Raw genomic sequence first — 13,037 nt, forward strand, 5'->3', positions numbered from 1 at the left:
TCCCGCATGCCCTCCGGGTTCTCCCCCGACCCCTCATGCGCGGTGGCATGAGCCGAACTGGCCGGCAGGCTTTCGTCTGCCGCGCTGGCTTCCTCGACAGCAGGCGCTACGTGATGAACTCGATTGAGGCTGCTGAAGCTGTGCCGACTAGGCAAGGGACCGCCGCCGCTTGCCGGCTCCGGTCGCGCGAGGCGATCGCTCGAGCCCAGCTTGGACGCGCCTTGGAATAGCACAGCCGTATCCGGTGCCCAGCCGGCCACCCAATCGATATGTGGGGTCAGGCTCGCCAGCTCCGGATCCAAAACATCGGCACCCGCCCGCTCCATCATGACATCCAGTGCCGTGCGCTTGGTTCCCTTCAGAGTCGCCACGGAGCCACGCTTGGCCGGCCGGTCCGGGGGTAATGCCATGACATGGCAGGCATGGATGGCACGGGTCACGGCGACATACAGGACGCGGAAGCGCTCGTCCTGCTGCTCCAAAAGAAACGCCTGCTTCGCCGCATCGGTCCCTTGCAGCTGGCGTTTCCCTGTGCCGGGGTCGGTGACCACCCAGAGCGACGCATTGTCCCGTTCGCCATGTGCCCACATCAGCGGCAGGAACACGATGGGAAACTCCAGTCCCTTACTGGCATGCAGCGTCATGAGCCGCACGCATGCGTTGTCGGATTCCATACGCAGCTGGGCGACGTCGCCGCCCTCATCGTCCTGGCCGGCCGAAAGCCGCCTACGTTCGTCGAGCCATGCGATCAGTTCTTCGGGCCCCGCCACGCGGGCGGCCTGCTCCTGGAGCAGCTCACCCAAATGACGAAGATCGGTCAGCGTGCGCTCGCCGTCGACGGTCGCGAGAAAGCGGCGGTGCATGGCCTCCCGCGCAATGAGCCGTTCGGTTACCGCTAGAACGCCCTGTGCCTGCCAGACGCCGTGGAGCTCCCGGAAGGCCTAGGCGATGCCGTGCCACCTCACCGGATCGTCCGCCCATTCGCGCAACTCGTCGAAGCTCGCACCCCACAGCCGCGTCGCGACTGCTGCCCGAAGGGGTCGGATCGCGCCCGGATTGGCAATGGCGTACAGCAGGATCTGCAGTTCGCGCGCGGTGTCGGTGGCAAACACGCTCGCGCGACTCGCGCTCACACAAGGTACCCGTCGCTCCCGCAGCAACCCGCGCAACTGGGCAATCACATGATGCGTGGGCAACAGGACCGCGATGTCGGACGGCGATACCGGTTGCTCGCCGATCCTATGCTTGCCGGACTCAAGAAGCTCGGCGATCTGGTTCGCGCATGTCTCCAACGCCAGACGCCGTCGCTCTTCGGCACCGTCCGGGCAGCTGGCGAGGTAATGGATCGACAGCGGCTTGTCGCAGACATCGTTGCCGACCCGATACGGCGTCTTAGCGCGCCGATCGCTCACCTCGACAGGCTGGTACCCGATGTCAGCAGCGCCCTTATCGGTCAGCGCGTGGCCGCATGCGGCGTACAGCTCGTTGAGTGCTGCCACAAGTGGACGCGATGACCGGTGGTTCGTCCCCAGGGTCAGCCTATCGTCGTCGCTGGCGCGGGCCGCCGCTCGCAGATAGGCATGGATGTCGCCCCCACGGAAACCGTAGATAGCCTGCTTGGGATCGCCGATCATCACCAGCCGGCCCCGCGACGCGCCTTGGGCATCGCTGTAAACGGCATCGAGGAGTCCATACTGGGTCCCGTCTGTGTCCTGGAACTCGTCGACCAAGGCAACGGGCCACGCTTGGTACAGCGCGTCGGCGAGTACTCGCGTCCCCGCCACCTGCTCTCGCACCAGGGCGTCATGCACCCTCGTCAGTAGATCGTCGTAGGTCAGCTGGTTCCGGGTTTGCAGGCGCTGCTGCATCTGCTGTCGAGCTGCGTCGGCGAGCTGGGAAAAGAACGCGCCCTCGCGGGCTTCGAGCTCGGCGCGCGCCGGAGTGGCGCAGTCGGCCGCAAGCGCCAAGACCTCGGTCACCTCAGGTGCGTTCAGGACCGCCTTCTTCACCCCGGTTGCGGCAGGCGCGTTCTCCCATCCCTCAAGCGTATCCCCATCGGGGATGAAAGCCGGATCCTCGATGTACTGCGCGAGGGCTTCCAGAAAGCGGCGCAACTTGGCGGTCTTGTTGAGATAGACATCTCCTTCAACAACGCAGCGCACGCGCGGCACCCATGACAGGTCCGGCCGCTGTGCAGTAGCTGAGGCATCGGGCAGGCTTACCCCGGGCTTGAGGCAGGCGGCGATCTGCTGCCGCAGCCATGCCGGGGTCAGCTTCATCCGCCCGCTCGCAAGCAAGGGCTGCGCGGCTTGCCAGAGCGTGTCCTCGTCCTCGCACTGCTGCAGGTGGCGCCACTGGTCGGCTGCTACTTCTTCGAGCACGGTTTCGCTGGCAACCAGCTGGCCGATGCTGAAGGGCATGCCACAGGCGAAGGGATGCTCAGTCAAGATGCGGCGACACAGGCTGTGCAGGGTCGTGATCGGCGCCACGTCGAGCTCGGCCAGCGCCGTGAGAAGGCGCCTCTGGTCTTGCTCACGTACGTCGTCGCAGTCCGCCCAGCGCGATCGCAGCCATGCCTCCTGGGGCGAGACCGACTCGGTGCCTGTCGACGAGGCGCTGCAGTTCAACGCCCACTGGATGTTCCTTCGAACACGCTCGCGCAACTCCTGCGCGGCCGCGTCACCAAAGGTGGTGACCACGATCTGGCGCGGGGTGCGCCCGTCTTCCAGCAGAAAGCGCAGGTACAGCGCCGCGATCGTCCACGTCTTGCCGGTCCCGGCGCTCGCCTCGATTAATGTCCGACCGTCGCCATTGAGGCGAAGGGTTTGCCAGTCCTTTGCCGTGGCGCTCACGCCGCGGCCTCCGTTTTGACATCCAGGCTGATGCACTCCTTGAGTGCGCGGGCAAACTCGACCATCGCGTCGAGCTCTTCGCAGCCGTCGGGGACTTCCAGGTCACCGGCGAGCAGGCGGCTGTATCCCGGCTCGTAATCGCGCTCGCCTGTGCTCCCGAAACCCCCTGCCCAGGCACTGCCTACCGATGGCAGGGTCGGAGCCGGATCCAGCCCGTGTCCGTCGCGTGCGGCAGCGTCGAGCAGGCCCTGGACCTCTGCGCGGGTTTTCATCCCAGCCACGTCCCAGCTCGTTTTCGGGAAGTACCAATGCGGGGTATCAGACGCCCGCGTCCAACAGTCCAGCAGCCGCACAACCCGGTCTTCGAGTTCCATGCGCATGCGCCCGCGCGTCTCCAGGTCTGCGTCGACGAAGGCCGTATCCCACCGGGCCAGCGCCGGGCACCAGCTCGGCTTGTCGGCGAGCGCAATGGGCTGGATGCGACGACACGGGTCACCACGCATGCCGTCGTGTTGCAGCCGCAGGAGCGCCCAGTCCAGGAAGAGCGGTACGCGGTATTTGAAGTGGAGGTCACGCTCTTGCTTGAGCCCGCCTTGCTTGGGCGTGAAGGCACGCACGACGTGCCAACAGTCGGCCTCGGCCGCCGCCGACACGAACACATCGGACACGCGCCCTACCACCCGCACGCCTCGTATATCGAGGTCGATGTGGGCATCAACCGACCGCAACTGCCGCGGTTCGATGCCCGCCTGCGTCCTGAGCGCCTCGAGCATGGCGTCGACGGCGGTGCACGCGGACATCCATGCCGAGCTGCCCGCGCGTCCGGCCGGCAGTAGGCCGGTCAGGCGCAGCCATGCCGGCGGGCGGTCGAGCGGCCAGGGAGTGTCGGGATGCATGGCGTGCTGGAACAGCAACTTGCGCTCAACGAGTTCTACGGCGGAAAAGCCTGCTTCCAATGGCTCGTCGCAGGGAAGTCGGTCGCGCTCGAGCGCGTCGAGCCCGATCTGCATCTGCTTGAGAAGCACGTGGCGCGCGGGATCCTTGAAGTAGGAATGGACCTCGCTGACGGCGATCTCGGCCGGCAGCGGGACCACGGCAGCCTTTCGCGTCGGCGCAAGGAATGCCGGGATCCTCAGCTGGTCGCCTGGCCCTTGGAGCTGGGCACAGAGCGCCTTGTGGGTGAAAAGGCAGGGGTCGTCGCCGAAATACTTGCTGTCGAATGGCTGGAGCGGATGCTTCACGTGCCAAGGCGCCTTCTCGACGCCTGATGCCGCCCACTCGCAGGCGGCCTCTGAGGATTCGAGCGCCGCCATAAGCTCGGACAAGGGCGCCGCGGGATTGCGTGGCATCCCGTCGGTGACGCCCTCCCCGATGTAGCTGAGGTGGAGCCGGGAGCCCGCGGCCATGACCGTCTCGAGGAAGAGGTATCGGTCGTCGACCCGTGCGTCACGATCGCTAAGCCGGCGGTACCGGCTCATGAGGTCCAGGCCGCCACTGCGCGCCGCCCGGGGGAACTCCCCGTCGTTGAGTCCGAGCACTGCGATCACCTTGAACGGGATCGCACGCTGGGGAACCATGCCGCAGAACGTTACGCCGCCGAGCAGGAACCGCTGCCGTGCCGGAGGCGCCTCCAGCGATTCGGTGAGCAGGTCACGCACGACGCTGAAGTGCAATTCCGGTTCGACGCCCGCAACCGCCGGCTCCGTTCCGATAGCGCGGATGAAGCCCAGGATCACATCGCATGCGTCACGTGCGGCTCGGTCGTCGGAGTCGACCCGGAAGATCGCCTCGAACCGGCGCTCGAGTTCCTCGCTCCATGCCCTGGCGGTGCGCGTCTGGTCGGTGATCGAGTAGAGCGTCTGCAGTTCCTGGAGCAGCTGGGCCAAGGCACCAAGATGGGCCGCCGCCGGGTTGCATACCCCGGCAACGGGGGCGAGCTCGGTTCCGTCGGGCAGGAGGACGCCGGCCTGGAGGCTTTCGGACGGGCCGTCCGCCATGATGTATCCGGCGATCAGGCGGTCCAGCGCCCAGGCGACCGTGTGCTGCGCGATGCCCGGCACCCCGAAGCCCTGGCGGAAGGTCGCATCGAGCGCCCAGGCGACCCGGCTCTCGCGTAGCCATCCGACGACCTCCTGCAGTCCCTCGGACTCCAGTCCGAACCGCCGGGCAATTTCCGGCACGCCCAGTAGGTCCACCACCTCCGGCGTGGTGATGCGTGTATCCGGCGTCGCCAGCAGGCGCTGGAATGCCTTGTAAAGCGGGTGGGTGGACGCCACCGCGACGTCCGCCAGGTGGTAGGGAAGCACCGCGCGCGGGTCGCCGGCCGGGCCGAATACCGCAGGCAGGAGCGGAACGTAGGCATTGATATCCGGTGACATCACGATGATGTCGCCCGGGGTGATCGCCTCGTTCGTCCCGGTATTTGCGCCAATGGCATCGAGCAGGCAGTCGCAAAGGACTTCGAGCTCCCGCAGGCGGGTGTGGCAGGCATGGATGCGCAAGGATGCGTCGGCTCGCTCGCTGGCAAAGCTGGCGTCAGCCTGGGGCACCATGCGGCCGGTATCGAGTTCACGGATGCTTTGCTGGACGCGAGCCAGCCGGGGCATTGCGACACCCGCCTCGATCACCTGTTCGTCCAGCCCGCTGCGTAGCTCGGTCAGCACCCCGTCGCCGTCGCCCAGCGACATCAGGAAATGCTGGCCCATGCGGCCCCAGCTCGCCAGGAGCGGATGGGTCTGCTCGCCCCAGTAGTCATTGCCAGCCGCCGCGTCGATTCGCGCAAGTTCGGCCCTGTGCTGTTCGGCCAGGCGGTCCCCGGCGGACGTGACGCCCACCAAACCGCCCCAGTATTCGCGGCACGGATCCGGGACATACATCGCCACGACCGTGTTCCGCGCATAGGCACGCAGCACCGCGAGTTCGGCAGGCGCCAGATGGCTCACACCAAATACGTGCAGCGGTTCATAGGTCTCGTCGGAGGCGCCATCGTCCAGGCTGCCGATCAGCCTGGACATGACTTCACCCCGGTGCGGACCCAGGCGTTCGCGCACGTGGCGCCAGAGGGGAGCCAGAAGCTCGCGTTCGGTCGACGCCATCTCCGCGTCACCACCCCCGGTCGCCCGGGCGTCGACGCCCTGCTCCCACGCATCCAGCCAGTCGGACCTGTAGACAAGGTACTGCGAGTAGATGCTGGCCAGCCGATCGGCGAGCTGGAAGCGACGCCGCGCCTGGGCGGCACGATCGGATCGACCGGCCTTGCCTTCGGTGCGCAGGTAGGTAGTGATACGCGTGTCGCTGAGGCCCGCCACCGGCTGCCCGAGCGCTTGGTAGATCGTCCACCGCAGATGCTGGCGGCGATACCGGGGCAGCGCGACCGCGTGCTGCCCAAGCCGCGCCCTGGCCAGATAGTCGATCCAGGTACTGGGAAGCATTACCTGGAGGTTCGCAACGATTCCGCCAGGCCCCTGCGCTTTTGCCAATGCGCCATCCAGCCAGTGCTTGATCCCAGGATGGGCGGCAATCACCGTCTGGGGCGCAAGAACAGAGGCCGGCCGTGTGGCCGCCAGCAACATGTCCAGGTTGGGCACCAGTTCGGAAAGGCGGCTGGCGCGGTAGATCACCAGTCCGCGCGTCTGCTGCAGTGCCTCGGCGGTATGCCCTGATCCGTCTGCCATTTGGTCGTCGCCCGATGAAGCGTGTTGCTGCCAGGAGGGTCGCCATATTCGGCAGGCCTCCGACGCCCGGTGTCGCACTTGCGAACGCTTGTCAGGGCTCGGCCGGGGCGAGGTCCCGGTAGCCGACCCGAGGCGCAGCCGGGGCGGCCAGGTCGCTCTGCCGGTAACGGCTGGCGCCTCGTTCGAATTCCTCTGCCAAAAGCTGGCGAAGTTCGCGTGGTTCGATGACTTCGACGTGGCTGCCAAAGCCGAGCAGCCACCAGCGGAGGGTTTCGTCGAGTTGGACCTCGGCCACGATCTCGACCCGGCCGTCGCCGAGCACCGACCAAGACTGATCGACGGTCAAAGGCGTCTCGGATAAATGCTCGGCCGCCTCGTGCTCAAATCGCGCCACCAGGCGGACCATGCCTCTCGCCTCGTAGGTAGCTCCGACACCGCGCACATAGCTCTGGAAGCAGAAGCCAGGCGGCACACGGCAAGGAAGGTCGAGTTCACGAAGCCCACCCAAGCGATGGACTGCCAACTGGCGGATGTCGGAGTAGTCAAAGAGCGTGCAGACGAGGTACTGCACCGCGCCACGGGCCAATAGGCCGAGGGGATGGATCACCATTGGCTTCGCCTGCGGCGCCCCTTTGGGGCGGTACTGCCCCTCAAGGCATCGGCGCCGTCCGAGCGCGCCGTGTACAGCCGCAAGAGAGGCCGCCTCGACCCGAGGCGGCTGAAGCCTCAGCGTGGTTGGCAGTACCGCGGTACGCAGGTGCCAGTCTCGCCAGCCGCTGTCCTTCAGCGTTTTTCCCGCCACGCTAATCAGCGGCAGGAGTTCCTTTTGCATCGGACGGGGCAGTAGTGTGTCCAGGTGCGTTCCTGCCAAAAGCACCGCCACGGCTTGCGCGGGCGTAAAGCCGGGAGCGAATTCCATTGCCGCGCCCTTCGCCCAGGACCATCCGAAGGGCTTGGCACGGGCATCGACCACCAGAGGGAACTCGTCGGACAACGTGTGCAGATCGCGCTCGATCGTCCGGCTCGTGACCTCAAAGCCACGATCGCGCAGCCGATCCCTAAGCTCGCCTGCCGTGACGCGCTGCGGATGCCGCGGAATGCATCGAAGCATCGCCCACTGACGCGCGAGCGTCAGTGCTCCCCCTCGTTCTCGAGTACCCAAGACGCATCCCCCCGGTTGCGTCTCAATTGTTGCGACAAATTGCGTCGGACGTCCAGCAGCGGGGGCCTATTCAGGCACCCCAGGCGCGACTCAGTGCACGAGTCCATGACGGCCGCAACGGGGGATTTTGAAGATCCCATCGAACCGGCCGGGCGCTCCACACTCCGCGCACGTCCGGACCGACAGCCGCCTGGCGAGCTGGACCATCCCAAACTGCATCGCCGATGCCCCGCGGACCGCGACGTCCAAGGCCCCGTCTCGCACGCCCAGGTCGACCAGCCTGATTTCGTCGCAGTGGTTGGCATCCGACGCTTCGTAGAGTGACGCGAATAGCCCTTCGACCAGCGCAAGCCAGCCTGTTGGAAGCGGATCGGCAAGGTCCGTCGGCTCGATATCGAACCACAGAATCTCGTGACGTGCCTTCTGACACGTAGCCCAAGTAACGTAGGCCTCGAGACGGGTCGCACGGTGCACGCGCTCGACAGCTCGCAGTGCTGCTTGAAGAGCATCCGGATGACCAAGGCAATGGACGGCAGGACCCGTGTGCGGGCACTCACCGCCGTGATCGCGCCGCCCCTCGCGCCACTTAGGCCACCAGCGCCGCTTCATGAGGCGTCTCCCAAGTTAGCGATACGGATGGGGATTAGATTCCGTTGGGGGGAAAACGATGACATCACTCGAAGCGCTCAAGCAGCGGTACCGCGCCAGTCGAGACGGCCAGGACGAACCGCTACCCATTCGCATCCATCGTGCAGTCAGCTGGCTCGTACGCTCCGAACAAGAGGCCAACGATCCCGACGCCCAGTTCCTGTTCCTTTGGATCGCGCTCAACGCGGCCTACGCCAGTGAATTTGGCTTCGAGCGCAGCGAGCGTGAACAGGGGAATGAATTCGTTCGCAAGCTGCTCGCGCTTGATACGGCTGGGCGACTGCAAAGCGCCCTTTTCCAACAATTTAGTGGACCGATTCGGACGCTGATCGAGAATCGGTTCGTGTTCGAGCCCTTTTGGAAGGCAGCACGCGATCACGACAGCAGTGGCACTTGGGAAACCCGTTTCGCCGCCAGCAAGAAGAGCGCACTGCTCGCGGTGATGGAAAAGCGAACCGACGTCGTGTTGTCCATCGTCCTGGACCGTCTGTACACGCTTCGGAACCAAATCGTCCATGGCGGCTCGACATGGAACGGCAGTGCGAACCGCGCGCAGCTGAAAGATGCTGTCCTCATCATGCAGACGATCACTCCGATCATCGTGGAATTGATGATGGAACAAGGGGCCGAGACGTTCGGCCCTGTTGCGTATCCCTACCTGCCAGGATGACGGCTGACGGCTGAGTGAGTCATCTGTGTGGCGAGGTCGCTTCAAGGCCGCGGGAGACGCGTTGCTCATTGGCGCGCGCCGCCTCTGCCGCGTCTTCCCATCGCGTCATGATGGCTTCCGACAGCGGCCCGCTACCCCGCTTGACCTCCGCCAAGATCCGATCGAGAAATTCGGGCGCGATGTAGCGTGGATAGAGCTTTCGCCACGGGTAGGTTTCGAGACGCTCCATGGCTTGCTCGAACGTCCCCCAAGGACTTCGGGTGTTTACGGCCGGACCCTCTTCGATCAGTTCCAGGCTGACATCTTCGAGCCAAACACAAAACTTCTGCGGATGGCTCGAGGTCGCGAGCACAGCCAAGGAGCCGCCTTCAGCCATCAGCTGAAGAACGCACCTGAGTGCGCTGGTGCTCGTGGTTTGGCCTGACGCGGCTTCGTTCGACATTGGATTTGCCCCACGGCCCAAACCGTTCAATACCCGCACGGATAGATCTTGATCTTCGCAATTGCAGGATTCAACAGCGCGCTGTATTCGTCCATCGAGAAGGCTTGGATCTCATAGAAACCATGCGCCCCGATGTTGTCCTTGGCGACCGCCACGACGCGCCCCATCGCGTCATGCGCCGACGCCAGGATCGTGACGTCCCGAAAGATGGTTTGACGTCCGAGGCCCACGATCTCCCCCGCGATCATTAGCCCAGCATCGCCATCGTTGTTGACGGCCAGGAACGCTGACAATGAGTCCAGAGCGACCCCGAAATGGCGCTCGGTTTCGGGGACGCGCTCGATACGATCCGTCAGATCATGCAGGGTGGTCATCGAATTCTCGGAAGGCGCAGCGCAACTACGAGGCACGAAGCTTACGGGTGCCCTGCGACAATCTGCGTCGCATCGAAGGCGACTGTGCAGGGCAGCGCGCTGCGTGGTCCGTATCCCTCCCCAGCCAGCACGGCGGTCTCAGGTGCTGCGAAAGGGCAATGGCCCTTTCTTCGCGGGACCAATGCCGCGGCCAATGGCTCGGACGACGAGATGGGCCCGCGATCAAGGCAGACGTGACGGAAGCTGCCAACGAAGCTTTGCCCTGCGGCGGGGTCAGGGCGCCGGTTCCCGCCCGGAGCGTGCGCCGCAAGCGGTTCAACCACGACCGGGAGGGCCCGTGACCGATCTAGGCGAGGGACTTCGCGAGTTGCGCGAGTTGGAGGAACGCCGCGTGGGATGGCGCGTGTGGTTTGGCGACGCGCCGCGGTGTCGCATCCAGAACTAGCTCGCGTGCCCGCCAAGCTTTGACCAAATGACGGAACAGCACCAGCGCTCCGGTTTTGCGAACGGAGCGGCGGGCCGTCGCCTGCCGAGTTCGTCGTTGCGGGCCGCGTGGACCTGGTGATCCAGAAGATCCAGCAGATCATTCACGGCATCTGCCGGTAACCCACCGGCCCGAGGTGACCCCGCTCCAATGGTGCTAGTGCGAGGACCCGGGCTCACCGACCGGCGTGGGCTCCGATCGTGTTCGTAAGCTGACCCAGAACCCCGTGCCAGGCTTTTGCGTCATCACGAGGTCGGGGTACGTCCTGACCATATCGGAGAGCGTGGGGTGGCCGTAGACCTTGGCAGAGAATGCGGGATCCGTCCGTTTTAGGTATTGCCCCAACGCTCCCAGCCCCACCCATCCATCCTCCGTTCCGCCGGCGAGCAGAGCGACGGCACTGATCAGGGTTTTCGGCCGCCGCTTGACCGTTGAGGCGGGCGGCGGAGCATGCTTGAGTCCTGTCAGGTCGTTTAGCACCGGTTGCGTAGCAGGCCGCTGCCAAGCGAAGAACTGGTCGCTCGCATTACGAAGGGCGACCGGGGTCTTCTCCTCCCCCACGATGTACACCGTGGCGCCGCGCTCGCGAAGCTTTCGGCACAAGTAGGCGAAGTCCGAGTCGCTCGTGACCAGGCAGAATGTGTCTGCACGGCCATCGAACATCGCTTCGATGGCATCGAGGGCGAGGGCAATATCCGCCGTGTTTTTTCCTGCCGCGTACTGGTACTGGAGGCATGGCGTGAAAGCTAGCCTCACAAGGGCTTCCTGCCACCGATTGGTCAGGGTGGCATGGTTTCCATAGCCGCGGCGCAACACGACGCGACCGAACTGTGCGACTTCCTGGAGCGCGTGTTCCAGCACTTCGGGGCTGGTGTTGTCGCAATCCACCAGCACCGCTACTCGAGCGTCACTGCTCGACGCAATACTCGCCACTTGCCCGCTCCTCTGCCCGTCCCGCCGCTAGCTTTCGCGATCGATCTCTCGCGTGCAAGCGATTCCCGTCCAGGACTGCTCCCTCGCGACGGGACTCATCCAGGCACATCCTCCAAAAGGGACGACCGAATCCACGCTAGGCCGAGGTCGCATTAAACGTAGGAGCCGCCCATGGACCTCTGTCAGGACCACCTCGCCCATTTCGTGAAAGCCCAGGAACCGATTTACGACCAGGCACTTGCCGAGATCCGAGCAGGCAAGAAGCGCTCCCACTGCATGTGGTTCGTATTTCCCCAGCTGCAAGGGTTAGGACGCAGCGAGATGGCAAAGCGTTTTGGACTAACCGACCTCGCGCATGCGCGCTCTTACCTCCGCCACCCGGTCCTCGGGCCACGACTCCGCGAATGCGTTGCCGCCGCTCTTGGCCTCCCTGAGACGCGGCCGGAGAGGATCTTCGGTGATGTGGATGCTGTGAAACTTCGCTCATCGCTGACTCTCTTTTCTGCCGCAGACCCGGGCGACCCGGTCTTCGCGCGAGCGCTTATGCACTTCTTTTCGGGAAAGCCTGATTGCCGCACGCTTTCCCTGCTGGGTTAGGCGATGAGTTCGGCCGGTTCGCGTGGCCCTACCCCAAGCCCGGCCCATCGCCGGGCGGCCCCGATGGCTGCGGCCGCTGCCTCGCAGCGACCGTTTACGCTGAGGACACCGGCTTGGGTGGCGCCATGGATGGTGCCTGCTGGCGGGCCCGCACCATCGCGTCCTTGTTAAATCCGTCTCGGAAGGGCTTTCTAAGAGAGGTCTGCATCGTGGATGGGGCGAAACGAATCGCAGCCAAGTGGGATGCCCGGGAAGGCCCGCGGGCGCCGCCATTCCGTGTCAGGTGGTTCTTTTCGTGGACTGAATATGCGCCCGGTTGCCTTGCCGGCTTCATCGCCGGCTATGAAGGAGGCGGCGCATTTATCGAGGAACGGTTCCATGCCCGCTTTCGTGGGAGATCGCTGGCCTCATTTGTGTGGAACGGAGGTGACCATGCCCACGACCGCCGTCGCGACGCGCGGCCCGTAGCTGCAGGCGTCGCTGCAATGTGCGATGAGCATTACGAGATCTTCCTTGAGTGGCACGATCGCGAGGAATGGGAGCGCGGCTTCCTCTGTCTTGCCCCGGGTCGCGAGCGCAGCCTGGCGCGCGTCGGTACGTCGCTGCTGCTGCCGGCCGCGGACGAACCTGCAATGGAACGCATCGCCGCCATGAGCCGGCGGACCGGGATTCTGTGTAGGTTCTGAGGTCAGTTTGAAGGGGGAAATGAGCACAGCACCTGCGAGGCTCTGAGCTTGTCAGAAACGTGGCGCAAGTATTCAAAGCTTGCGCTGAGCCAACAGCGCCACACTGGCGCCCGTGGCGGGCTCCATAGCCGGCGGATTACCGCCCTTTTTGCGGATCCGCGTCAAAGCCGCGGCGACGGCCACACTCACACCTAGCCAGGATCAACTGGCTTCACGTCTTCGACGTACGTCAGTAGATCCCCTGGCTGGCAGCCAAAGTAACGACACAGTTTGTCGACTACGTCGGTGCTGGCATTCGTTCCGGGCTGGTTGGCCATTTTCGAAAGCGTCGCGCGGTGCACGCCACTTCCTAAAGCAACCTCCGACATGCTGATCGCCCGTCGTTCCCGGAATGACTTTTCGGCGATGAGCTCTGCCAACCGAAAGCGAATCATGAACAGAACCTGAATATAGTCGCGCATACGCGACATGTGTCGTTGACTCGCGACATCTGTTGTCTATTATTCGCAACATCT

General features: G+C 64.7%; 11 protein-coding genes. 3 read left to right on the forward strand and 8 right to left on the reverse strand.

The features are described 5' to 3' along the window. From E4F61_RS14405 to E4F61_RS14420, 4 genes are all read right to left on the reverse strand, one after another. Positions 1-863: 3'-5' exonuclease (locus E4F61_RS14405; protein WP_274380544.1), on the reverse strand; the 863-nt coding region annotated here is incomplete at its 3' end. A 78-nt stretch (positions 864-941) separates the two neighbouring features. Further along, positions 942-2,852 carry a UvrD-helicase domain-containing protein gene (locus E4F61_RS14410; RefSeq protein WP_162301509.1) on the reverse strand — a complete coding sequence of 637 codons (1,911 nt, stop codon included), beginning with the start codon at positions 2,850-2,852 and terminating at the stop codon, positions 942-944. Continuing rightward, positions 2,849-6,526: an exodeoxyribonuclease V subunit gamma gene (gene recC, locus E4F61_RS14415; protein ID WP_133480283.1), complete on the reverse strand. Its 3,678-nt coding sequence runs from the start codon at positions 6,524-6,526 to the stop codon at positions 2,849-2,851. The genes E4F61_RS14410 and recC overlap by 4 nt, the downstream gene beginning before the upstream one ends. 91 nt (positions 6,527-6,617) lie before the next feature. After that, positions 6,618-7,637, reverse strand: coding sequence for a helix-turn-helix transcriptional regulator (locus tag E4F61_RS14420; RefSeq protein ID WP_133480284.1), 1,020 nt, complete (start codon positions 7,635-7,637; stop codon positions 6,618-6,620). A gap of 718 nt (positions 7,638-8,355) precedes the next feature. Here E4F61_RS14420 and E4F61_RS14425 point away from each other — a divergent pair. Next, complete coding sequence (locus E4F61_RS14425) at positions 8,356-9,006, forward strand: HEPN domain-containing protein (RefSeq protein ID WP_133480285.1); 651 nt, start codon at positions 8,356-8,358, stop codon at positions 9,004-9,006. 19 nt (positions 9,007-9,025) lie between these two features. Here E4F61_RS14425 and E4F61_RS14430 read toward each other — a convergent pair whose 3' ends face one another. The 3 genes from E4F61_RS14430 to E4F61_RS14440 form a co-directional block, all read right to left on the reverse strand. Continuing rightward, entirely contained in the window at positions 9,026-9,448 is a 423-nt protein-coding gene (locus E4F61_RS14430) for a hypothetical protein (RefSeq protein WP_133480286.1), read from the reverse strand. 26 nt (positions 9,449-9,474) lie between these two features. After that, positions 9,475-9,822 carry a hypothetical protein gene (locus E4F61_RS14435; protein WP_133480287.1) on the reverse strand — a complete coding sequence of 116 codons (348 nt, stop codon included), beginning with the start codon at positions 9,820-9,822 and terminating at the stop codon, positions 9,475-9,477. 640 nt (positions 9,823-10,462) lie between these two features. Further along, positions 10,463-11,239, reverse strand: a complete 777-nt coding sequence (locus E4F61_RS14440) for an NYN domain-containing protein (RefSeq protein WP_133480288.1) — start codon at positions 11,237-11,239, stop codon at positions 10,463-10,465. A gap of 171 nt (positions 11,240-11,410) precedes the next feature. On the opposite strand from E4F61_RS14440, the gene E4F61_RS14445 reads away from it, so the two are divergent. Both E4F61_RS14445 and E4F61_RS14450 read left to right on the forward strand, forming a co-directional pair. Next, positions 11,411-11,836, forward strand: a complete 426-nt coding sequence (locus E4F61_RS14445; protein WP_133480289.1) for a DUF1810 domain-containing protein — start codon at positions 11,411-11,413, stop codon at positions 11,834-11,836. Positions 11,837-11,949: 113 nt separating this feature from the next. Then, on the forward strand, positions 11,950-12,522 hold the full coding sequence (locus E4F61_RS14450; protein ID WP_133480290.1) for a hypothetical protein: 573 nt from the start codon (positions 11,950-11,952) through the stop codon (positions 12,520-12,522). Positions 12,523-12,713: 191 nt separating this feature from the next. On the opposite strand, the gene E4F61_RS14455 is transcribed toward E4F61_RS14450, so the two are convergent. Continuing rightward, on the reverse strand, positions 12,714-12,992 hold the full coding sequence (locus E4F61_RS14455) for a helix-turn-helix domain-containing protein (protein ID WP_202909022.1): 279 nt from the start codon (positions 12,990-12,992) through the stop codon (positions 12,714-12,716). Positions 12,993-13,037 lie beyond the last annotated feature (45 nt).

This window comes from Cognatilysobacter segetis (assembly GCF_004359965.1).
Lineage (GTDB): Bacteria > Pseudomonadota > Gammaproteobacteria > Xanthomonadales > Xanthomonadaceae > Cognatilysobacter > Cognatilysobacter segetis.

Coding starts and splice junctions, on each gene's coding strand:
- E4F61_RS14430 (WP_133480286.1), bottom strand. CDS start 9,448: ATGTCGAACGAAGCCGCGTCAGGCCAAACCACGAGCACCAGCGCACTC.
- E4F61_RS14420 (WP_133480284.1), bottom strand. CDS start 7,637: ATGCTTCGATGCATTCCGCGGCATCCGCAGCGCGTCACGGCAGGCGAG.
- recC (WP_133480283.1), bottom strand. CDS start 6,526: ATGGCAGACGGATCAGGGCATACCGCCGAGGCACTGCAGCAGACGCGC.
- E4F61_RS14455 (WP_202909022.1), bottom strand. CDS start 12,992: ATGTCGCGTATGCGCGACTATATTCAGGTTCTGTTCATGATTCGCTTT.
- E4F61_RS14445 (WP_133480289.1), top strand. CDS start 11,411: ATGGACCTCTGTCAGGACCACCTCGCCCATTTCGTGAAAGCCCAGGAA.
- E4F61_RS14435 (WP_133480287.1), bottom strand. CDS start 9,822: ATGACCACCCTGCATGATCTGACGGATCGTATCGAGCGCGTCCCCGAA.
- E4F61_RS14425 (WP_133480285.1), top strand. CDS start 8,356: ATGACATCACTCGAAGCGCTCAAGCAGCGGTACCGCGCCAGTCGAGAC.